Origin of the sequence: Nitratireductor aquimarinus, assembly GCF_017255295.1 — a bacterium.
In the GTDB taxonomy this organism is placed as follows: Bacteria; Pseudomonadota; Alphaproteobacteria; order Rhizobiales; family Rhizobiaceae; genus Nitratireductor; species Nitratireductor aquimarinus.
Window position 1 is genome coordinate 272884 of sequence record NZ_JAFKDE010000007.1, and the last position, 21987, is coordinate 294870.

Annotated in this window: 22 protein-coding genes; 6 read left to right on the forward strand and 16 right to left on the reverse strand. The window is 62.7% G+C overall.

All coding sequences use genetic code 11. From position 1 onward, the window contains the following. Positions 1-10 precede the first annotated feature (10 nt). The 3 genes from JYP46_RS14070 to JYP46_RS14080 form a co-directional block, all read right to left on the reverse strand. A complete protein-coding gene (locus JYP46_RS14070) occupies positions 11-520 on the reverse strand; it encodes an arsenate reductase ArsC (RefSeq protein ID WP_206548430.1) in 510 nt (169 codons plus the stop codon). An 11-nt stretch (positions 521-531) separates the two neighbouring features. After that, the gene (locus JYP46_RS14075; protein ID WP_206548431.1) at positions 532-864 is read right to left on the reverse strand and encodes an ArsR/SmtB family transcription factor; all 333 of its coding nucleotides are present in this window, start codon (positions 862-864) and stop codon (positions 532-534) included. Between the two features lie 947 nt (positions 865-1811). Continuing rightward, positions 1812-2639 (reverse strand): ferredoxin--NADP reductase, encoded by an 828-nt coding sequence (locus JYP46_RS14080; RefSeq protein ID WP_206548432.1) that lies wholly within the window; start codon positions 2637-2639, stop codon positions 1812-1814. A 195-nt stretch (positions 2640-2834) separates the two neighbouring features. Here JYP46_RS14080 and JYP46_RS14085 point away from each other — a divergent pair, with 195 nt between their 5' ends. Beyond that, positions 2835-4919: a hydantoinase/oxoprolinase family protein gene (locus JYP46_RS14085; protein WP_206548433.1), complete on the forward strand. Its 2085-nt coding sequence runs from the start codon at positions 2835-2837 to the stop codon at positions 4917-4919. A gap of 166 nt (positions 4920-5085) precedes the next feature. Then, positions 5086-6843 carry a hydantoinase B/oxoprolinase family protein gene (locus tag JYP46_RS14090; RefSeq protein WP_206548434.1) on the forward strand — a complete coding sequence of 586 codons (1758 nt, stop codon included), beginning with the start codon at positions 5086-5088 and terminating at the stop codon, positions 6841-6843. Between the two features lie 546 nt (positions 6844-7389). Here JYP46_RS14090 and JYP46_RS14095 read toward each other — a convergent pair. The 5 genes from JYP46_RS14095 to JYP46_RS14115 form a co-directional block, all read right to left on the reverse strand. After that, on the reverse strand, positions 7390-8307 hold the full coding sequence (locus JYP46_RS14095) for an esterase-like activity of phytase family protein (RefSeq protein ID WP_222474125.1): 918 nt from the start codon (positions 8305-8307) through the stop codon (positions 7390-7392). A gap of 355 nt (positions 8308-8662) precedes the next feature. Further along, a complete protein-coding gene (gene cobT, locus JYP46_RS14100; RefSeq protein ID WP_210346621.1) occupies positions 8663-10576 on the reverse strand; it encodes a cobaltochelatase subunit CobT in 1914 nt (637 codons plus the stop codon). Next, positions 10573-10920, reverse strand: a complete 348-nt coding sequence (locus JYP46_RS14105) for a GFA family protein (RefSeq protein WP_206548436.1) — start codon at positions 10918-10920, stop codon at positions 10573-10575. Before JYP46_RS14105 ends, cobT begins: the two co-directional genes overlap by 4 nt. 212 nt (positions 10921-11132) lie before the next feature. Next, on the reverse strand, positions 11133-12119 hold the full coding sequence (cobS, locus tag JYP46_RS14110) for a cobaltochelatase subunit CobS (protein ID WP_206546232.1): 987 nt from the start codon (positions 12117-12119) through the stop codon (positions 11133-11135). Positions 12120-12221: 102 nt separating this feature from the next. Next, positions 12222-12839, reverse strand: coding sequence for a J domain-containing protein (locus JYP46_RS14115; RefSeq protein WP_206546079.1), 618 nt, complete (start codon positions 12837-12839; stop codon positions 12222-12224). A 145-nt stretch (positions 12840-12984) separates the two neighbouring features. Here JYP46_RS14115 and JYP46_RS14120 point away from each other — a divergent pair, with 145 nt between their 5' ends. Continuing rightward, the gene (locus tag JYP46_RS14120) at positions 12985-13266 is read left to right on the forward strand and encodes a BolA family protein (RefSeq protein ID WP_113153329.1); all 282 of its coding nucleotides are present in this window, start codon (positions 12985-12987) and stop codon (positions 13264-13266) included. 9 nt (positions 13267-13275) lie between these two features. On the opposite strand, the gene JYP46_RS14125 is transcribed toward JYP46_RS14120, so the two are convergent. The 5 genes from JYP46_RS14125 to JYP46_RS14145 form a co-directional block, all read right to left on the reverse strand. Continuing rightward, positions 13276-13674, reverse strand: a complete 399-nt coding sequence (locus tag JYP46_RS14125) for a type II toxin-antitoxin system VapC family toxin (protein WP_206548437.1) — start codon at positions 13672-13674, stop codon at positions 13276-13278. Beyond that, positions 13671-13910, reverse strand: coding sequence for a type II toxin-antitoxin system Phd/YefM family antitoxin (locus JYP46_RS14130; RefSeq protein WP_113153331.1), 240 nt, complete (start codon positions 13908-13910; stop codon positions 13671-13673). The genes JYP46_RS14125 and JYP46_RS14130 overlap by 4 nt, the downstream gene beginning before the upstream one ends. Positions 13911-14017: 107 nt before the next feature. Then, complete coding sequence (locus JYP46_RS14135; protein WP_113153332.1) at positions 14018-15283, reverse strand: HlyC/CorC family transporter; 1266 nt, start codon at positions 15281-15283, stop codon at positions 14018-14020. After that, positions 15280-16407: a 3-dehydroquinate synthase gene (gene aroB / locus JYP46_RS14140; protein ID WP_113153333.1), complete on the reverse strand. Its 1128-nt coding sequence runs from the start codon at positions 16405-16407 to the stop codon at positions 15280-15282. Before aroB ends, JYP46_RS14135 begins: the two co-directional genes overlap by 4 nt. Beyond that, on the reverse strand, positions 16404-17024 hold the full coding sequence (locus tag JYP46_RS14145; protein WP_113153334.1) for a shikimate kinase: 621 nt from the start codon (positions 17022-17024) through the stop codon (positions 16404-16406). The genes aroB and JYP46_RS14145 overlap by 4 nt, the downstream gene beginning before the upstream one ends. A gap of 314 nt (positions 17025-17338) precedes the next feature. Here JYP46_RS14145 and JYP46_RS14150 point away from each other — a divergent pair, with 314 nt between their 5' ends. Both JYP46_RS14150 and JYP46_RS14155 read left to right on the forward strand, forming a co-directional pair. Beyond that, complete coding sequence (locus tag JYP46_RS14150) at positions 17339-18265, forward strand: tyrosine recombinase (RefSeq protein ID WP_206548473.1); 927 nt, start codon at positions 17339-17341, stop codon at positions 18263-18265. Between the two features lie 100 nt (positions 18266-18365). Further along, on the forward strand, positions 18366-19316 hold the full coding sequence (locus JYP46_RS14155; protein WP_113153337.1) for an acetyl-CoA carboxylase carboxyltransferase subunit alpha: 951 nt from the start codon (positions 18366-18368) through the stop codon (positions 19314-19316). A gap of 109 nt (positions 19317-19425) precedes the next feature. Here the strand turns inward: JYP46_RS14155 and JYP46_RS14160 are convergent, their stop codons facing one another. From JYP46_RS14160 to JYP46_RS14170, 3 genes are read right to left on the reverse strand one after another with little or no spacing between them, the layout of a single operon-like run. Continuing rightward, positions 19426-20160 (reverse strand): amino acid ABC transporter ATP-binding protein, encoded by a 735-nt coding sequence (locus JYP46_RS14160; protein WP_206548438.1) that lies wholly within the window; start codon positions 20158-20160, stop codon positions 19426-19428. Further along, positions 20157-20831 carry an amino acid ABC transporter permease gene (locus tag JYP46_RS14165; RefSeq protein ID WP_113153339.1) on the reverse strand — a complete coding sequence of 225 codons (675 nt, stop codon included), beginning with the start codon at positions 20829-20831 and terminating at the stop codon, positions 20157-20159. The genes JYP46_RS14160 and JYP46_RS14165 overlap by 4 nt, the downstream gene beginning before the upstream one ends. Before the next feature lie 39 nt (positions 20832-20870). Then, entirely contained in the window at positions 20871-21614 is a 744-nt protein-coding gene (locus JYP46_RS14170; RefSeq protein WP_113153340.1) for an amino acid ABC transporter substrate-binding protein, read from the reverse strand. A 59-nt stretch (positions 21615-21673) separates the two neighbouring features. Here JYP46_RS14170 and JYP46_RS14175 point away from each other — a divergent pair, with 59 nt between their 5' ends. Then, the gene (locus tag JYP46_RS14175; protein ID WP_206548439.1) at positions 21674-21853 is read left to right on the forward strand and encodes a hypothetical protein; all 180 of its coding nucleotides are present in this window, start codon (positions 21674-21676) and stop codon (positions 21851-21853) included. Positions 21854-21987 lie beyond the last annotated feature (134 nt).

Sequence of the window (21987 nt, forward strand, 5' to 3'; positions counted from 1 at the left end):
TTCGTGGATCCTATTGGGAATGCGCCGGGGTGCGGCCGATATCATCAAGACGGCGCTGCAGGGAAAGCCGGTCGAGCGAGGCGAGCGGCAGCGCCGTGAAAATGGAAATGCGGTTGTTGAGCATGCGATAGGCATCGGCAAAGGCGAGATGCTTCTCGGCCTCGGTGCCGGTGGCTGCCGCCGGATCCGGCAGGCCCCAGTGCGCTGTCATCGGCTGGCCCGGCCAGACCGGACAGGCCTCCTCGGCGGCGCTATCGCACAGGGTGAAGACGAAATCCAGCTTCGGCGCATCGGGCGTTGCGAACTCGTCCCAGTCCTTCGAGCGCGCGAAGGAAACGTCATGGTTCATGTGTTCCAGCAGTTCCAGCGCATAGGGGTGCACCGCACCCCTGGGCTGCGAGCCTGCCGAGTAGGCCTTGAAGCGGCCTGCGCCAACCCGGTTCAGGATTGCCTCGGCGAGGATCGAGCGGGCCGAGTTCCCGGTGCACAGGAAAAGCACGTTGAAGGGCTGATCACGCATGGTCTTGCCTCCTAGCAATGGCAGGTCGCCGCCTCGATGGCAGGGCGGCAGAGATCCGGATTTCCGTTGCAGCAGTCTTCCATGAGGAAGGACAGGAGATCGCGGAAGCCGGTCATGTCCGCCTTGTAGCGAATGACCCGCCCTTCCCGCTCCGCGCGGATCATGCCGGACTGAGCCAAAACCTTGAGATGGGTGGAAGCGGTGTTCTGCACCACGCCCAGCCGCGCTGCGACCTCGCCCGCCGGCAGACCTTCAGGCCCGGTCCGAACAAGCAGACGAAACACGTCGAGACGGGTTTCCTGCCCAAGAGCAGCAAGTGCGTCGATGGCCTCTGACTTTTGCATTATCCAAATATCCGGATTTATCGATATTATGGATTGGCTTTTGTCATGGCTGATGCGTGAGGTCAAGGGGTGACGGGTTGGGGAGCAGGAGGTTTGTTTGTCGGCGATGTGAAGGGCGACCTGCCTGGCAGTCGGCTGGCTTTCTCAACGGACCTGTCCACGAAACATGCGGCTAAAGCAGCGCGAGGCTGTGTAACTGCGCGCGGCGCATATGCCCCCTTCTCCCTGTGCACGGGGAGAAGGTGAGGATGAGGGGCAAGCGCACGGGCTCAAAGAAGAAGAAGCTTCAATGCAGACAGAGGGCCGACTGAAGCCGGCGCACGCCCCTCATCCGCCTGCCGGCACCTTCTCCCCGCACGCGGGGAGAAGGAAGCGTTGCTGTTGTTCGGTGCCAAGCGCCCTCGCCCTTCGACAAGCTCAGGATGAGGGCTGTTGAGTAGATGACGCCCGTAAATAACCGTTCGGAATGAACCACACCGCAAGCCCAGTAGTCCTCATCCTGAGCTTGTCGAAGGACGGGGCGCTTGGCCCAACCCTCGCAACCGCCGCGCTTCTGCAACGTCTCACTGCCGGGTTTGAGCGCCGGCGCACGCCCCTCACCCGCCTGCCGGCACCTTCTCCCCGCATGCGGGGAGAAGGAAGCGTTGCTGTTGTTCGGTGCCAAGCACCCCCGTCCTTCGACAAGCTCAGGATGAGGGCTGTTGAGTAGATGACGCCCGCAAACAACGGTTCGGAATGAACCACACCGCAAACCCGGTAGTCCTCATCCTGAGCCTGTCGAAGGACGGGGGCGCTTGGCTCGACCCTCGCAACCGCCGCGCTTCTGCAACGTCTCACTGCCGGGTTTGAGCGCCGGCGCACACCCCTCAGCCCCCTGCCGGCACCTTCTCCCCGCAGGCCGAGACAAGGAGGATATCAGTCATGCTGGCAGACAAACAGAAGAGGACTTAGCCGACGAAGGCGCGTTCGACGACGAAATCGGCCGGCTCGGCGTTGGAGCCTTCCTTGAGGCCCGCCTTCTCGGTCAGCGCCTTGACGTCCTTCAGCATCTCCATCGAACCGCAGATCATCACGCGATCGTTTTCGCGGTTGAAGGGTTCGGTGCCGAGCGCCTTGAACAGCTCGCCATTCTCGATCAACGTCGTGATGCGGCCCATGACAGGCGAGGTCTCGCGCGTGGTGGAGGTGAAATGCGTCAGACGTCCCTCGACCAGCTCGCCGATCAGCGGATCGTCCTTGAGCGCGGCCACCAGCTCCTTGCCATAATCCAGCTCCGCCACTTCGCGGCAGGTATGGGTCAGGATGATGTTCTCGAACTTGTCATAGGTCTCCGGGTCGCGGATCAGGCTTGCGAAAGGCGCAATGCCCGTGCCGGTGGAGATCATGTAGAGGTTTTTCGCCGGCGTCAGCGCATCGTTGACCAGCGTGCCGGTGGACTTCTGGCGCATCAGCACCGTGTCGCCCGGCTGGATCTTCTGCAGGTGCTGGGTCAGCGGACCATCCGGCACCTTGATGGAGAAGAATTCAATCTCTTCATCCCAGTTGGGGCTGGCGATGGAATAGGCGCGGAACACCGGCTTGGCGGCATTGGGAAGACCGATCATCACGAACTCGCCGGAGCGGAAACGGAAGCTCTGCGGCCGCGTGATGCGGAACGAGAACAGCTTGTCCGTGTAGTGTTTCACCGACGTCACGCGTTCGGCATAACAGCCGGCGGGAATCGGGAATTCGGTTGTCTTTTCGGCCTCGGCCTCGCGGAGCGCAGCGCTGTCCATCGGTACTTTCCTCGTTCGGTCGGAAGTCTCTATGCCTGTTTCGGGTGCGGATGCAAACTCAAATCACGGCATTAATGGCGGCTCTTGCCTGCCGAGATTATTAGTATACAAATGAATTTGACGTCAAGTTTCCAGCGTTCGACACCTATTTCATATCGTCGGGTCAAAAAAGGTTTCGCATTCCGGATTTTCCCAATGGTTGAGAAAAATGGCATCAATTCGGGTTCTGTGGTCGCCGGCATCGATGTGGGCGGCACCTTCACTGACCTGATCCTGATCGACACACGTTCAGGCACCGATATGGGCCCCCGGGTGCGTGTCGCCAAGACCCCGACCACCATCGAGAACCAGGCCTTCGGCGTCGTCAACGCCATTCGGGAGACGGGCGTACCGGCCTCCGAAATCGGCCTGATCGTGCATGGAACGACCACCACGACCAATGCGGTTCTGGAGCGGCAGCTTGCGCGAACCGGCATGATCACCACCGCCGGTTTCCGCGACATCATCGAGCTTGGACGGCGCACGCGGCCGCAAGCCTATGGCATGACGGGCACGTTCAAACCCGTTGTGCCGCGCAATCTGCGGCTGGAGGTGGGCGAGCGCATGGACGCTGCCGGCAATGCGCTCACCCCGCTCGACGAGGAGGGCGTGCGCGAAGCGGTCAAGGCGCTGCTCGATGCGGGCTGCGTTTCGCTGGTGATCCATTTCCTGCATGCCTATGCGAACCCGGCGCATGAGAAGCGCGCAGCCGAAATCGCCGCCGAACTCTGGCCCAACGATTACATCACCACTGGACACGCCCTGCTCTCGGAAGCGCGCGAATTCGAACGCGGCGTGACCGCCGCCGTCAACGCCTCGGTGCAGCCGATCCTCGAACGCTATGTCGCCCGGCTTTCGAATGAGCTGCGAGGCCTCGGCTATGCGCGCGACTTCCTGGTGATGAACGGCAATGGCGGCATGATCTCCGCCGCCCATGTGGCCCGCGAAGCGGCCAAGACGGTGATGTCCGGCCCGGCGTCCGGCGTAATGGCCGCCGCCTTCACCGCGCGGCGGGCGGGCGTTGACAATCTCATCACCTACGACATGGGCGGCACGTCCACAGACGTGGCGCTGGTGCGCGGCGCACGGCCTGCGGTCTCCAACGAGATCGAGGTGGAATACGCCATGCCGATCCACGTGCCCATGGTGGATGTGCACACGGTGGGCGCGGGCGGCGGCTCGATCGCGCGCGTCAGCGATGCGGGGCTTCTGGAAGTGGGGCCGCAGAGCGCGGGCGCAAAGCCCGGCCCGATCTGCTATGGCCGCGGCGGCGTGGAGCCCACCATTTCCGACGCCAATCTTCTTCTGGGCCGGCTGAACCCCCAAAAGCTGCTCTCGGTCGACAACCCGGTTTCCGTCGCCGATGTCGAAGAAATCTTTGCCGAGAAACTCGGTGGCGATCTCGGCCTTTCGGGCGTGGAAGCGGCCGGTGCGGTGCTGAAAATCGCCAACATCAAGATGGCCGGCGCGATCCGCATGGTGTCGCTCGGCAAGGGTCACGACCCGCGTGACTTTGCGCTGTTCGCTTTCGGCGGCGCGGGACCGTTGCACGCGGCAGCGCTTGCCCGTGAACTGGGCATTCCGCGCGTGATGGTGCCGGCGCGCCCCGGCATCACCAATGCGCTTGGCTGCGTGGTGGCCGATCTGCGACACGATTTCGTGCGCACGGTGAACCGCCCTGTCGCAAGCCTCGATGTGGCGCTGGTCAGAAGCGTGCTGGATGAACAGCGCGCCGAGGGCGAAGCGCTGATCGCGCAGGAGACCGTTCAGCCGGAGCGCATCGAATGCGTGCACACGGCGGACATGCAGTTTGTCGGCCAAACGCACCTCATCAACGTGCCACTGCCCGGCCCCGAAATCGACCGCGACACGCTGCAGGCGCTCTTCGAGGACGCCTATTACAAACGCTTCAAGGTGCGGTTGCCCGAAATCCGCGCCAATCTCGTCAATCTCAACACGTCGGTGATCGGTGTGCGCGCGGATATCGATCTCGCCAGCCTGATTGATCCGGCCGGGCGGGTTGAAACCCTCGCCCAAGCGCTGAATGAAAAGCGGCAAGTCTGGTTTGCGGGTGCCTGGCATGACACCCCGGTCTATGCCCGCGAAAAGCTGCCGCTCGATGCGGTGATCGAGGGGCCGGCGATCCTCGAACAGCTCGACACCACCACGGTGATCGAACCCGGAGACCGGGCGGCATCCGATGCGGATGGGAACATCATCATCACGGTGGGAGCGAGCTGATGAACGCCGCGCCTGCCCCTCATCCGCCTGCCGGCACCTTCTCCCCGCCTGCGGGGAGAAGGGCGATGGCTGCAACGCCGATGAAAGCCTCCTTCTCCCCGCAGGCGGGGAGAAGGTCCCGGCAGGGGGATGAGGGGCGTGGCGGCAACGCAAAAGAGAGGCACGGATGACCGACACGAACACCCCCGCCCTCGACGCCATCACGCTTTCCGTTATTCAGGCCGCGCTCCAGCAGGTGTGCGACGAGATGGACCTGACCTTCTCGCGCGCCGCCTTCTCTCCCGTCATCGCCGAGGCAAACGACCGTTCGGATGGCATCTACGCCGCCGAAGACGGCGCGCTGATCGCGCAGGGCTCGGCCGGGCTGCCGGTCTTTGTCGGCGTGATGCAGTATTCCACGTGCACGCTCATCGAGCGCATCGCGGGCGGCGAGACGGCAGCACCCGAACCCGGCGACATCTACATCGTCAACGACCCCTATCTGGGCGGCACGCATCTCATGGATGTGCGCTTCGCCATGCCCGTGTGGCGCGATGGCGAGATCTTCTGCTGGCTCTCCAACACCGGCCACTGGCCGGACATTGGCGGCGCGGTTCCCGGCGGCTTTTCCGCCTCTGCCACGGCGGTGGAGCAGGAAGGTCTGCGCCTGCCGCCTGTGAAGCTTTTCAAGAAGGGCGCGCTCGACCCGGAAATCTACGCGATCATCTGCTCCAACATCCGCGTTGCGGACCAGCGCATCGGCGATATCCGGGCGCAGGGCGCAGCGCTGGAAGTGGGCGCGGAACGGCTTGCCCAGGTGCTCGACCGCTATGGCGACGACACGGTGCGCCAGGCCATTGCGGAGCTGCGCAGGCGTGCGGCCACGCAGATGCGCGCGCTGATTGCGCCGATCCCCGACGGGGTCTATCGCGGCGCGGCTTTCGTGGATTCAGACGGCGTGGTGGACGCCCCGCTGACCATCGCGCTTGCCATCGAAAAGAGGGGCGACACGCTGACCTTCGACTTCGATGGATCGAGCCCGCCCTGCGCGGGACCGATGAACAGTGTGCTCGCCACCACGCTTTCCTCCGTCTATCTGGCGATGCGCCACATTTTCCCGGAAGTGCCGCTCAGCGCGGGCGCGTTCGAGCCGCTGATCATCAACCGGCCGGAAGGCACATTTCTCGACGCGTGCTATCCGCGCCCGGTGTCGGGCTGTGCGGCCGAGGTCTCGCAGCGCATTGCGGAGGCCGTGTTCGCCGCAATGGTGAAGGCGCTGCCGGAAAAGGTCACCGCCGCGCCCGCCGGCTCCAGCGGAAATTTTGCGCTTGGCGGGCACGATCCGGCGCGCGGCCGCGATTTCGTGATGTACCAGATTTCCGGCGGCGGCTATGGCGGCAATGTCGACCATGACGGCCTGACCAATGGCTGCTCCACCATCGGCATCTCCAAATCGCCTCCGGTTGAGGTGATGGAACAGGCTTTCCCCGTGCTTTACCGCCGCTACGCGCTGCGCGAGGGCTCGGGCGGCGCCGGCGAGCATCGCGGCGGGTTCGGCCTTTCCTACGAGGTGGAGCTTCTGCGCGGCAACGCACGCGCCTCCTTCGTGATGGACCATGGCCGCACCGGACCGCAGGGCGTGCTTGGCGGGCGGGACGGCAAGGTGAACGCGGTGACCGTCTGGCAGGATGGTGCGGCCCATGTCCCGCCGCACCTTTCCAAGGAACAGGACATTCCGCTCAAAGCCGGCGACCGTGTTGCGGTTGGAACACCGGGCGGCGGCGGCTATGGCGATCCGCTCCGCCGCGCGCCGGATAGCGTGCTGCAGGATGTGGCGCTGGGGTATTACACGGCGGCGGAAGCCGAAGAGCTGTTTGGCGTTGTTCTAAGCACAGACGGGATGACGGTGGACGAAGCGGCGACGCAGGCGAAGCGCGGCGGTTGAGAGGGCAGCGCCAAGCGCCCTCGCCCTTCGACAGGCTCAGCCCTTCGACAGGCTCAGGATGAGGGCTGTTTTGCTGATGACGCCAGCAAGAAACTACCCGGAATGAACCAATCCGCAGGCTCAGTAGTCCTCATCCTGAGCTTGTCGAAGGACGGGGACGCTCGGTGCCGAACAACAGCAACGCTTCCTTCTCCCCGCATGCGGGGAGAAGGTCCCGGCAGGGGGATGAGGGGCGTGCGCCGGCACTCAAACCCGATAGTGAGACGTTGAAGAAGCGCGGCGGTTGAGAAGGCAGTGCCAAGCGCCCTCGCCCTTCGACAGGCTCAGGATGAGGGCTACTGAGCTTGCGGGTGCTTCATTCCGAACCGTTATTTGCGGGCGTCATCAGCAAAACAGTCCTCATCCTGAGCCTGTCGAAGGGCTGAGCCTGTCGAAGGGCGAGGACGCTTGGCACCGAACAACAGAAACGCCCACTCTCCCCGCATGCGGGGAAGGGGGCGTGAACGTTGGGGCCGGCATCCCGAACGAGGGAGCAACAGCCACCTCTCACTCCCCAAGCAGCCGGAATTCCAGATAGAGATTGCGCTGCAGGAGCGAATGGTTGTCGTCGGACATGAGTGACACCATGGTCGCGCCATCGGCGCGCTGCCAGACATCCAGCGCTTCCATATTGTCGATCTGATAGTCCATGCCGGCGGTGAAGAGCACCGGCCCGTCGGCGACACTGCCCGGCGCGATGGTTGCGCCGTCGATGCGGCGCAGGCGCATGGCAACGCCCTGGGCGAGCGTGAAACGCCGCTCCAGCAAGAGCAGATCGCCATCAGGCAGGAATGCGCCATCCGTGATGTCAAACCCGTCCGAGCGGGCGACGGTGAAGACGCCCTTGTGCGGCCCTTCGAGAATGGCCGCGAAGCAATTGCCGTTCTCGTCGATGCTACGCTCGGCCACGACGACACGCGCACCGCCGAGCCGCCCGGCCGGAGGCGCGTAGGCGATGGTTTCGAAACCGCGATTGTTGCGCAACTCATGGCGCGGCACGAGGAAGTCGAGATCGCGGATCGCGGCCCCCATGGCTCCGCGCTCGATCCCGAATTCCGCAATGCGCTGCACGCGCTCGAAGCTGACCGTCGCCAGATCATCCTTCACCGCAATGCCTTCGGCATCGGTGGTCCATTTCTCGCGCGTGGAACTGCCCGCGCCGTCCACCATGGGCTGCATGCTGAAATCGGCAAAGCCCGCTGGCCGCCCCTCGGCGTCACGGGTCACTGTTCCGAAGAACCAGAAGCCGGTGTCGGAAACGCCGATGACATCAGCGCCTGGCGACATGAAGCGGAAGGAGGAGAATGCGCCGAAATGGTCCACCGGCGAGGTCATGGAAAGACCACCGGCAAATTCCAGCGGCCCAAAACGGGTTTCGTGGGAGCCCACCGCGAAGTGACGGATCGGGGTCGCCTTGACCGGCACGGAGATGGCTGGCTCCTGAGCGGAGGCCGGCGCAGCGAGGGCAAAGACCAGTGCCACAAGGAAGAGGCGCAGGCCGTGCCACAGCCCTTCACCCCGCCCCCGTGGTTCGACAGGCTCACCATGAGGGCTATGTGGGCGCTCACCATGAGGGCTGTGTGGGCGCGCGCCATGAGGGCCGTCTGGGCGCACGCCCTGCACCGTCAAACCGAAAGATCGCAGCCAGGCAGGAAGCAGGCGGCTAGAAGCAGACGGATTGGATGGCCGTGCGCCAATCCGGGCGCACAAAGGATGATCTACGCGCGTGATGGAGCATCGGAATGACCGAAAACCGGGTTCCGCTTTTCGGTCAGACGCTCTAGCCCGCACGCCGCATCGCACCGCCGCTACGGCGCGCGCCCTCTTCCTCGAAGAGCGAGGCGAGCTGCTCGGTCATCGCACCGGCCAGTTCTTCCGCATCGACGATAGTGACGGCGCGACGATAGTAGCGCGTGACGTCGTGGCCGATGCCGATGGCCAGAAGCTCGACCGGCGAGCGGGTCTCGATCAGGTCGATGACCCCGCGCAGATGCCGTTCCAGATAATTGCCGGGATTGACCGACAGGGTGGAATCGTCGACCGGCGCACCATCGGAGATCATCATCATGATCTTGCGCTGCTCGGGCCGCGCCATCAGGCGCTGGTGCGCCCACAGAAGCGCCTCGCCGTCGATGTTTTCCTTCAGAAGCCCCTCGCGCATCATCAGGCCGAGATTGCGGCGGGCGCGACGCCAGGGGGCATCGGCGCTCTTGTAGATGATGTGGCGCAGATCGTTCAGGCGGCCGGGATTGGCGGGTTTGCCTTCCTTGAGCCATTTCTCGCGCGCCTGCCCGCCCTTCCACGCACGTGTGGTGAAGCCGAGGATCTCGACGCGCACGCCGCAACGCTCCAGCGTGCGGGCCAGAATGTCGGCGCAGGTGGCGGCCACCGTGATCGGCCGGCCGCGCATGGAGCCCGAATTGTCGAGCACCAGCGTCACCACCGTGTCGCGGAAATTGGTGTCGCGCTCCTGCTTGAAGGAGAGCGGCTGCATGGGGTCGATGACCAGACGCACGAGCCGCGCCGTATCGAGCACCCCCTCTTCCAGATCGAAATCCCAGGAGCGGTTCTGCTGCGCCATCAGGCGGCGCTGCAGACGGTTGGCGAGACGCCCGACCACACCCTGCAGATTGGCAAGCTGCTTGTCGAGGAACGCGCGCAGACGGTCGAGCTCTTCCTCGTCGCAAAGCTCTTCGGCGCCGACCGTTTCGTCGAACTCGGTGGTGAAGACCTTGTAGTCGATATCGCGGGCGGCCTGATCGAACGGGCTGTCGGGACGACGCGCCTCGCCGGGCGTCTCCGAATCCAGTTCGTCATCCTCGGAAACATCGTCGGCGGTCGTGTCGCCGGCCTCGCTCTCGCCGGTCTCGGTGTCCTCGCTCTCGCCCGTGGACTCCTCGCCTTCGCTTTCCTCACCGCCGGACTCGTCGTCCTCGCTCTGCTCCGCCTGCTCCTGGGCCTCGGGAGCGTCGCTGTCTTCCTCGCTCTCCTCGGTCTGCTCTTCCTCGGCAAGCTCCTCGCCGAGATCGATGGAAGAAAGGAGGTCCCGCACGGCGCGGGCGAAGCCGTTCTGATCCTCAATTTGTGCGGCAAGCGCGTCGATGTCGGCCCCGGCCTTGCCCTCAACCCAGTCGCGCCAGAGCGAAACGAGCTTTTCGCCGCTCTTCGGCACGGGCCGGCCGGTCAGCTTCTCGCGCACCATCAGCGCAATGGCTTCCTCAAGCGGCGCATCGGCCTTTTCGGAAACCCCGGCCAGATTGGCGCGTTCGTATTTGTCCTCGAGCATGGCGGCGATGTTGTCGCCCATGCCCGGCATGGCAATCGAACCGATGGCCTCGACACGGGCCTGCTCGACGGCGTCGTAAATGGCGCGCGCCTCATTGCCTTCCGGTGCGAGGCGGCGGTGCAGATCGATATCGTGGCAGGCGCGGCGCAGCGCCATGGAATCGCCGATGCCGCGCGTGACGGTCAGCGCTTCGACCGTCGCCCGCTTGGGCAGGTCCGGCAGGCGCGCGCGACTGCCCGTGAGCGATGGCTTGTCCTTGGAGAAGGACACCTCAAGCTCGTGATCGCCGGCAACGGCGCGCATGCATGCTGTGGTCGCCCGCTTGAAAGGATCAAGCGGTGCGTCTGCGGGTTGTCCGGGCTTGCGGTTGGTCTGGCTCACGGGTCCGTCTTTTCTCGGCCGGCTCAGCGCGCCCGGCCGTCATATTCCTGCGGATCGAGCCCCGCCAGGTCGACACCGTCGAGGCAGCGCACATTCACGGCCACCATCTTCGTGCCATCCGGCATCGCGCCGCGCGCGAAGGATTCCATCCCACAGGTCGAGCAAAAAAGATGCTCAATCGTGTTGGTGTTGAAACGATACGCCGTCAGGGTTTCACCGCCCTTCTCGAGAGAGAAGTTGTCCAGGGGCGCAAAAGCGAGAATGCTGCCTCGCTTGCTGCAATAGGAGCAATTGCAGGTGATCGGATTTTCGAGATCGACATCGACGCTGTAGCGCACGCTGCCGCAATGACATCCACCTTGATAATGCATCATCCCTCCTAGACCGCCGTGCATCCATCCGGACGCATAAAAGACAATCCAAACTGTTGATGGAGCATCGGAACAACCCGAAAACCGGTTCCCACTTTTCGGTCCGATGCTCTGGAGCGGCTCATCGTTTCATGGAAACGCTGTTCCGCTCCAACTACCTGTCTTCCGCATTTCTGCGGGCATCAGCTGTTTTCACCTGACGGCAAAACGCCTTAGCTCAGCGCGACGTTGGCAGCGCTCTCCGGCAGTTCCTCGCCAAAGGCGCGCTGGTAGAACTCGGCGACCAGCGCACGCTCCAGCTCATCGCATTTGTTCAGGAAGGTGAGACGGAAGGCGAAGCCGACATCGCCGAAGATCTCGGCGTTTTCGGCCCACATGATCACCGTACGCGGGCTCATGACGGTCGACAGGTCGCCATTCATGAAGGCCGAACGCGTGAGGTCGGCAACGCGCACCATGCGCGAGATCGTCTCGCGGCCCTTCTCGTTCTGGAAATGCTTGTTCTTTGCCTGAACGATGGCGACTTCGTCGTCATGCGGCAGATAGTTGAGCGTGGTAACGATGGACCAGCGGTCCATCTGCGCCTGGTTGATCTGCTGCGTGCCGTGATAGAGGCCGGTCGTGTCGCCAAGACCGACGGTGTTGGCCGTGGCAAAGATGCGGAAGGCGGGATGCGGACGAATGACGCGGCTCTGGTCGAGCAGGGTCAGGCGGCCGGACGATTCCAGAACACGCTGGATGACGAACATCACATCCGGGCGGCCGGCGTCATACTCGTCGAAAACGAGCGCGACATTGTGCTGATAAGCCCAGGGCAGGATACCGTCCTTGAACTCGGTGACCTGCTTGCCGTCCTTGACCACGATGGCGTCCTTGCCGACGAGGTCGATACGGCTGACATGGCTGTCGAGATTGATGCGGACACAGGGCCAGTTGAGACGCGCGGCGACCTGCTCGATATGGGTCGACTTGCCGGTGCCGTGATAGCCGGAAACCATCACGCGGCGATTGTGCGCAAAGCCCGCCAGAATGGCGAGCGTCGTCTGCTTGTCGAACAGATAGTCGGGATCGACGTCCGGCACGTGGGAATCGGCCACGGAATAGGCTGGCACAACCATGTCGGACTCAAAGCCGAACGTGTCTTTCACCGAAACGGTCGTATCGGGCAAATTGGCGATATCGCGGTCAATCTTGTTCATCATGCCTCCAGCGGCCAGGCCCTTGCCTGCATCGCTTGAACTGTTCGTTTTTCCGGAGCGTCTCATCAGACTTTGTTCAACGCGTCTTATCAGACGCCCGCTTTAACAGAAACCCGCCTGTTTCAACAGACGGTATGCTTCAAGCACGCTTCTGAGCCGGTCTTCAGAACCCCGGTCGCCACCATTCGCATCGGGATGGTGCTGCTTCACCAGGTTCTTATACCGCGACTTGATCTGTTCGCCAGTCGCTTGTGCGCCCAGGCCCAGTGTTTCGAGCGCCTTGGCCTCAAGCGGCTTCAACCGCTTTTCGCGCGGCTTGCGCGCGGCCTGCTGCTCGCCAAACATGTTGAACGGGTCGCCCACCCGGTTGTGATAGGCCGCGCGGCCCGACCGATAGGTGGAGAAATCAGCCGCAGCCCGTGTCTCTCCGCTGCCACCCATTTTCCAGGTCGGACGGTGGCCGGTCAGCGCTTCCTTCTGATAGCGCGCGACCTCGGAATCGCTGAGACCGGAGAAATAGTTGTAGCCCTTGTTGTATTGCCGGGCGTGATCGACGCAGAAGCGGAAATACTGCCCCTCCGCGTGACGCCCGACAGGCGCGCGATGCATGCCCGGCTCATCACAGCCATCCCACTGGCAGCGTGGCGCGCGAGATTTCGCCTCCGCCTGCGGGTCGGGTCGAATGCGAATTTTCTCGAAATATTTCGAGTAGGGTTTCATATCGGACTGCGTGTCACCAAATCAGTGTGGAAGTATGGCCGCTCAGCGCCGGGATACAAGAATTGACTTTTGGCCAAAGTTCGACCTAGCGCTTGAATCGAACGTGAATTTGGGGATAGCCCCCATATGGTGTGAGGAGACGTCATTGTCCATCCAGTCGACGATAGAAAGCAAGCTCACGGATGCATTTTCGCCGGAGCGGCTTGCCGTGATCAATGAGAGCCACCTGCATGCGGGCCATCAGGAACATTTCGACGGCACGGGCGAAACGCATTTCCGCGTGCGCATCGTCGCCGATGCGTTTGCGAAGATGAACCGCGTCGAGCGCCACCGCGCCGTCAACGAACTGCTCGCCGAAGAGCTGAAAGACAGCGTGCACGCACTCGCCATCGAACCGGCAGCGCCGGGCGAACCGACGCGCTGGTAAGGCTCGCTGTCACCAGATTGTGGTGAGATGCGGGTATCGCCTGATTTTCTCATCGGCTGTAACCAGAGGCACCGCAAGCTTCTGGCATGTCGCCACGATAAAACGGTCTGCGGGATCGCGGTGGAAGCCATACCCGAGGCGGGTGCTCAAAACCGCGATCTCATTGTCGACGGGCACAAACTCGACGGCGGGGACCTCCGCAACCACATCCAGCCAGCGGCGGACATCTTCCGATAGAAGGAGCCTGCCACGGGCGGCCAGCATGACGATTTCCCATGCCGTGATGGACGACATGAAGATTTTTCCGCCCGACAGAGCAGCATCAAGCGCATCAAGCGCCGCCGGGCTTAGTCTGTCGGTGTCGCCATTGGCCCACCAGACAAGCACATGCGTGTCGATCCCGATCAATTCAACGCATCCCAGTCAGCCTCATCGACGGGCTCGAAAGGGCGCTCGTAGGATTTCACCGATCCCCTGAGGCGCTCGAGCGCGTCGCGCGCACCTGTCTTTTTCTCAAGCGCGCGGATTTCCAGTGTCGGCCTGCCGTGATCCGTAATGGTTATCGGCTGACCGGTTCTTTCCACCTCGCGGAAATACTCAAGTGCACGCGCCTTGAAACGGGATTTGGATATCTCAACAGTCATATCGATACTCCAGCGTCTGCTGTCGAAAGATAGAAACGAAAATGACCATAGGCAATGACTATGGTCATTTTAGGAGCAGCGATCACTGACAGATCCAATCGCCCGGATCAGGCGAGCGGCCTGATCCGAAGTCTCGTGATGCGGTTCTTGTCGCGCTTCATGACGATGAAGCGCTTGCCGAAGAAGGTGAAGGCCTGCTTCTCGTCGGGAATGGTCTGCGTCTCGTGGATGACGAGACCGGCAATCGTGGTTGCCTCCTCGTCCGGCAGGTTCCAGTCGAGCGCGCGGTTCAGGTCGCGGATCGGCACGGAACCTTCCACCACGATGGAGCCATCGGCCTCCTGCTTGACGCCCTGAACCTCCACATCGTGCTCATCGGCAATATCGCCGACGATTTCTTCGATGATGTCCTCAAGCGTGACCAGGCCTTCCACTTCGCCATATTCGTCGACGACGATGGCGATGTGCGCCTTGCGCCGCAGGAAGGCGTTGAGCTGGTCCTGCAGGGTTGTCGTGTCGGGCACGAACCACGGCTTTGAAGCGACCTTGGCAATGTCGATCCTGGAATAATCGTTCTGCACATCGCCCAGCGCGCGCAGGAGATCCTTGGCGTGGACGACGCCGACGATGTTTTCCGTGGAGCCCTTCCAGATGGGAATGCGCGTATAGGGGCTGCGCAGGATTTCACGCACCACCACTTCCGGCGCTTCGTCGGCATTGACGGAGCGCATGTTGGTGCGGTGGATCATCACGTCGGAAAGTTCCAGCTCGTGCAGGTCGAGCAGACCGCCAACGCGGTCGCGATCCTGCTTCACCACCGCGCCCTCGCGGTGCAGAACCTCGACGGTTCCGCGCAGCTCCTCATGGGCGGAAAGCATGGATTCGCGGCTTTGCAGATCGACCCCGAAGATGGACAGGAGCAGCCGTACAATGCCGTTGGCGAGCGACGACAGGAGGCCGAACATCATCACCACGACGCGCGCGAAGGGCGACACGGTGAGCGCGAACTGCTCCGGCTTCGCAAGCGCCCAGGACTTGGGCAGGATTTCCGCGAAGATCACCAGAAGCACGGTCATGATGATGGTGGCATAGACCACGCCGGCATCGCCGAAGAGCTTCAGGAACAGGCTGGTGGTGAGCGCTGAGGCAAGGATGTTGACCAGATTGTTGCCGATCAGCAATGCGCCGACAAGCCGGTCGCGACGCTGGATCAGGCGGTCGACAAGACCGGCGCGCGCGTCGCCATTGGCCTCCATAGTGTGCAGCCTGGCCCGCGAAACAGCGGTCATGCCGGTTTCGGTTCCTGAAAACAGGAAAGAGAGCGCGATCAGGCCCAGAATGATGCCGCCGGTGATCCACATCTCTGGTGTCATTGGGGAAGAGACTCCTCAAGGAAGGAAAGAACCTGGCTGGTCGGCACGTCTTTCGCCACGAAAGACTGGCCGATGCCGCGAGTGAGAATGAAGGTGAGCGCCCCGCGCGACACCTTCTTGTCCTGCGCGATATAGGTCAAAAGCTGCTCCGCGCCAGGGAGGCCGCCGGGAACATCGGAAAGCCGGGTCGGCAGGCCAACGGCTGAAAGATGCGCCTCGACGCGCCCGGCATCGTCGGGGCTCGCCAGATTGAGCCTGGCCGAGAAGCGGTGCGCCAGCGCCATGCCGATGGCCACGCCTTCGCCATGCACCAGACGCGCGCTGTCATAGCCCGTGGCCGCTTCCAGCGCGTGACCGAAAGTGTGTCCGAGATTGAGCAGCGCGCGGTCGCCCATCTCCAGCTCGTCGCGCGCCACCACATCGGCCTTTGCCTGACAGGACTGCGCAATGGCTTCCACGCGCTCAGGCCCGCCATCGAACACCGCCTGCCAGTTCTTCTCCAGCCAGGCGAAGAAATCCGGCCGGTCGATCAGCCCGTATTTGGCGACTTCGGCATAGCCGGCGCGAAATTCGCGTGGTGGCAGCGTGTCGAGCACCGCCGTGTCGGCGATGACCAGCTGCGGCTGATGGAAGACGCCCACAAGGTTCTTGCCATGCGCCGTGTTGATGCCGGTCTTGCCGCCGACCGAGGAATCCACCTGTGCGAGAAGCGATGTCGGGGCCTGGACGAAGTGCATGCCGCGCCGTACGATGCCTGCGGCAAAGCCCGCGAGATCGCCGACAACGCCACCGCCCAGCGGAATGACGATATCGCCGCGCTCCAGACGGGCGTCGAGAATGCCGGACACCACCTCTTCAAGCGTGGCGAAACGCTTCGAACGCTCGCCGGGCGCAACGGTGATGGCGGTCGCCTCGATGCCGGCGGCTTCAAGCCCCGCCTGCAGCGTGGCGAGATGACCTTCCGCGACATTGCTGTCCGTCACAATGGCGGCGCGCACGCCCGGAAGGCGGCGTGCAATTTCCTCACCCGCGCTCTGCAGGAGGCCAGGCCCGATCAGGATGTCATAGGCGCGCGCACCAAGCGAAACATTGACGGTGGCAAGCGCCTTCGTGGCATCGTTCATGACCGGCTTTCCTTCTGCTTTTCTTCTTCCCGTCGCCTTGCCTGCTCGCGCAGATGCTCATCGAGCGCGACGATGACCTCGCTGACGATGACATCCTTGGCCTCATCGCGCGAGTGCACGGTGATGTCGGATTCCTCGTAGAGTGGATAGCGCTCTTCCATGAGACGCCGCATCACGCCTTCGGGATCGCTGTTGTTCAGGAGCGGCCGGTGGGAACGGCGGCTGACCCGCTCCATCAAAGTGGGCAGATCGGCCTTGAGCCAGACGGAAACGCCCCGGCGCGCAACGGCACGGCGCGTCAGCGGGTTCATGAACGCGCCGCCGCCGGTGGAGACCACGCGCGGGCCGCTCTTCAGAAGCCGGGCGATCACGCGCCGCTCCAGCGAGCGGAACTCGGCCTCGCCATAGGTGGCGAACAGATCCGGCACCGTCATGCGGGAGACCGTTTCGATCTCGTGATCGCTGTCTATGAACGGAAGTTTCAGCGCATCGGCGACGCGGCGGCCGATCACCGTCTTGCCGGCGCCCATGAGACCGACGAAGACAAGCGACCGCCTGCCCAGCCGGCGGGCCAGTTTCTCGGGATCGGGAACGGAAGGGTATTCGGTGACTGTCATACTCGCGCCTCTGTGCGCCGGTTTCGACACAAAAGCCGTGATCCGTCAAGCGATTGACAGGCTGGCGGTCCAGATACTTTCCCACATGCTTGCAATGAATGGGCCGGCACCCCATAAAACGCGCAGGGGCAGAAGAAACAGATCGGGTCTTGATGCATGCCGACACTTTTTCGGCTTTTGGTTATCGTGGCGATCCTGGTTGGCCTTGTTTACGGCGCCATGATTGCACTTGCGACATTCGTTGAACCGGAGACCGGCGAGATGAGCGTACGCGTTCCCGTGGACAGGCTAAACCCCACGCAATGACAATGAAGATCGGCAGCGGCGCGCGCATCGAAGCCTTTCTGGAAATGATGGCGGCCGAACGCGGTGCGAGCGACAACACGCTGGCCTCCTATCGCCGCGATCTGGAAGACGCCGCCCTGCACATCGCCGCCGGTGGAAACGCCCTTCAGGATGCGGGCGCGGAGGAACTGCGCGATTTTCTGGGCGCGCTTTCGGCACAGGGGTTTGCCGCCACGACGCAGACGCGAAAGCTCTCCGCGCTCAGGCAGTTCTTTCAGTTCCTCTATGCGGAAGGTCTGCGCGGCGACGACCCGACGGGCGTTCTGGACAGCCCTAAAAAGGGGCGCGGCCTGCCAAAGACGCTGAGCGAGGAAGAGACCGGCCGCCTGCTCGAACAGGCCGAGACCGAAGCGCGCGAAGCCGCGAAAGGCGCGCCGGAGCATCTTGCCGCCGTCAGGCTGCATGCGCTTCTGGAAGTGCTCTATGCCTCGGGTCTGCGTGTCTCGGAGCTGGTGAGCCTGCCGGTAACCGTTGCGCTGCGCGACGAGCGTTTCTTCGCCGTGCGCGGCAAGGGCGGCAAGGAGCGCATCGTGCCCCTTTCGGGAAAGGCCCGCACCGCAATGCAGGCCTGGCTTTCCGTTAGGGCTGAAAAACCGGCCTGTGCGGAAAGCACCTGGCTGTTTCCGGCAAGCTCGGAAAGCGGGTATCTGCCGCGCCAGGTCTTTGCGCGGGAGTTGAAGAAAGTCGCCGCGCGCGCAGGCATAGAGACCTCCAAAATCTCTCCGCATGTGTTGCGTCACGCCTTTGCAAGCCATCTCCTGCAGAATGGCGCAGATCTGCGCGCAGTACAGGAATTGCTCGGCCATTCGGACATATCAACGACGCAAATCTATACGCATGTGCTTGAAAAACGCCTTGCCGAGCTGGTTCAAAAGCACCATCCGCTTGCCGATTAGCTTCATCAACGTTATGTGGAGCGTCACATTACCGGCGGCAGGCCGTGTTCAACCTAGAGATGCCTTTATCGCAGTGTCTCGTGTTCGATTTGGCGAGTGAATGTACAACTATCTCGATTTTGAAAAGCCCGTTGCCGATCTCGAAGGACAGATCCTCGAACTGAAAAAGCTCGCCGAAAGCGGTGAAGCGGTGGACGTTGCCGACGAGATCGCACGCCTTGAGAAGCGCTCCAAGGATGCGCTCATAGAAATCTACCGCTCCCTGACGCCGTGGCAGAAGGCCCAGGTGGCGCGCCATCCCGACCGGCCGCATTGCCTTGACTATGTGCGCGGCCTGTTCACCGATTTCACGCCGCTGGCCGGTGACCGCGCCTATGGCGAAGACAATGCCGTCATCGCCGGCTTTGCCCGGTTCAACGGCGAGTCCGTTGCGGTGCTCGGTCAGGAAAAGGGCAATGACACGCAGAGCCGCCTTAAGCACAATTTCGGCATGGCCCGTCCCGAAGGCTACCGCAAGGCGGTGCGCGTGATGGACCTGGCCGACCGCTTCGGCATTCCGCTGATCAGCATCGTGGACACGACCGGCGCTTATCCCGGCATTGGCGCGGAAGAGCGCGGCCAGGCCGAAGCCATCGCCCAGTCGACCTCCAGGTCCCTTGGCCTCAAGGTTCCGAACATTGCCGTCGTCATCGGCGAAGGCGGCTCGGGTGGCGCGATTGCCATCGCCACCGCCAACCAGGTCTACATGCTTGAGCATTCGATCTATTCGGTGATCTCGCCCGAGGGCGCGGCCTCGATCCTGTGGCGCGATGCATCGCGCGCCAAGGATGCGGCGACCAACATGAAGATCACTGCGCAGGATCTCATGAACCTGAAGGTGATCGACGGGATCATCCCCGAGCCCATCGGCGGCGCGCATCGCGGACCGGAGAAGGTGCTCGAGGCGACGGCTGCCCAGATCGAGAAGGGCTTCGCCGAGCTTTCGGGCAAAGAGATGGACTACCGCGAGCACCGCCGCGAGAAGTTCCTCGCCATCGGCCGCACGCTCTAAGACACCCGGCGGTCAGGCGACCTCACCTGCCGCCCCCCCGTGAATACGAAAATGACAGAACGGGCCGCGTTTCATGGAAACGCGGCCCGTTCTGGTTTCGGGGTCGAGGCTATCGCAAAACCTTGCGCAGGAATGCGCGGGTGCGTTGGTCTTTCGGGTTGCTGAAGATCGCCTCGGGCGGCCCCTGCTCGACGATCCGCCCGCCATCCATGAACAGAATGCGGTCTGCAATGTCGCGGGCAAACTGCATCTCATGCGTGACGATCAGCATGGTCTGGCGCGCATCCGCGACGCGTTTCAGAAGCTGAAGAACTTCGTCCACCCACTCCGGATCAAGCGCCGATGTGGGCTCATCGATCAGCATGATCTCGGCTTCCGCCGCCATGGCGCGGCCGATGCCGACGCGCTGCTGCTGGCCGCCTGACAGGGAGGCCGGATAGCTCTGCGCCTTGTCGGCAAGACCGATGGTCGCGAGGATTTCTTCGGCGCGGGCATAGGCACGCGTCTTTTCCCAGCCGCGAACCGTGATCAGCCCTTCGGCGATGTTGTCGCGCGCGGTCTTGTTGGCAAACAGCGCGTAGTTCTGGAACACGAAGGATGTCTGCCGCCTGAGGGCGAGCCTGTCGGCAGGTTTTGCGCTGGCCGCATCCACCGTGACCGGCCCCACCGTGATCGTTCCCGCATCGGGCGTTTCAAGAAAATTCAGCGAGCGCAGCAGGGTGGACTTGCCGGTGCCGGACGGGCCGATGATGGCAACCCGTTCACCCGCCTGGATATCGAGATCGATGCCATCGAGAACGGTGTTCTCGCCGAAACGCTTGGTGAGCCCCTTGACCGAAATCATCGCGCCACCGCCTTTCCGAGCCGCGCCTCAAGCTGCCGCTGAACGATCGTCAGAGCCTCGACAATCACCCAGTAGATGAGCGCCACCAGGATGAAGGCCTCGAAATAGAGAAAGCTGCCGGCGGCCTCTTTCTGCGCCGCGCCCATCAGCTCCGTCACGCCCAGCGTGAAGGCAAGCGATGTGCTCTTGATGATATCGACGAAGTAATTGACCAGCGTGGGCGCGGCGATGCGCGCGGCCTGCGGCAACACGATGCGGCGCATCATCTGCGGCGTGGTCATGCCCACGGACAGAGAGGCTTCCCACTGGGAGCGGTCGACGCCGAGAATGGCGGCGCGGATACTCTCGGCCATGTAGGCGGCGAAATGCAGCGTGATGCCCATGATCGCAGCCGTGACGCCATTGATCGCGGTCAGCGACGAGAAGACCTGCGGCAGGCCGTAATAAAACAGGAACAGCTGCACCAGTAACGGCGTGCCGCGAAAGAAGCTGATGAAGAACTGCACGAAACCATCGAGCAGCGGCACACGCATGACGCGGACAACGGCCATGAGCGAGGCAAGCACCAGCGCGAGGATCATGGCCACCGACGCCATGGCAAGCGTCAGCGGCACATATTTGAGAAGCACGGGGACGAGCCCCAGCATATATTCGAGATCAAGCGGCCTCATGGTCCCCGCCTCTCATGCTCTATAGACAGGCTTGATCGCCTATCGGGTGATGTCGGCGGCAAACCACTTTTGCGAAATCTCGGTGAGCTTGCCGTTCTCCTTCAGCGTGGCGATGGCCGCATTCACGCGGTCGCGCAGGGCCTTGCCCTCATCGTCATTGCGGAAAGGAAGCGCGTTGCGCAGTTCGGAGAAGGGCTTGCCGGCGAGCGCCAGCGGCAGCGGCGTTTCCTTGATCACCTGGGTGGCGCTGACCCGGTCCATGACGAAAGCGTCGACACGGCCAAGCGCCGTCTCCTGCTCGAGATTGCTCTCATAGGTCTTGATGTCGATCTCGTCGGCATAGGGCAGTTCACGCAGAAGCGCCTCGAAATTGGAGCCCAGATTGACGGCCACGGTGCGCCCCTTCAGGCTTTCCGGTCCGGTGATCTCGGTCTCGTTGCCCTTCTTCACCACCACTTGCGCACCGTCGATCACATAGGGCTGCGAGAAGGCAAACCTGGCCTCGCGCTCCGGCGTGATGGTGATCTGATTGGCGATGGTGTCGATCCGGTTGGATTCGAGCGCGCCGATCAGACCCGAAAAGCTCATCGTGACGAATTCAACTTCATCGCCCGTTTCCTCGGCGACGGCGTTCAGGACATCGACCTCGAAGCCCTGCAGCTTGTCCTGCTTGACGAAGGTGAAGGGGAAATAGCCGCCGGACATGCCGACGCGGATCGTCTCGGCATGAGACGCCGAAACGGTGGCGGCGAGGACGGCTGCTGCAAATGCCAGTTTACGCATTGAGTTCTCCAGGGCGCGTTGCGCGCCAATCCGATTGATGAGTGCCGGGAAAATAGGGATTGGAGAAGATTTTTCTATGGCTCGCCGATACAGCGAAATCAGAAAGCAAAAATTTTGTCGAAAGCTTCAAAATGGAGAAAAATACACCCAACCATGCGCGGAGCGGCGAGCATATTTTCAACGTCAGAATAGCGACGCAAACCCGCAGACAACCGGGCTTCCGCACAACCGTCGGCTAACGACAAGGCTTGCACGGAGGCCTTTCCTCGCCTAAAAGCCGCGAAAAGGCCATAAATACAGACAAAATGCCGCGAAATGGTCACAGCATGGCTTCATTGCATGGTGCGATCGGTAATCTTTTAGAAAGCATAAG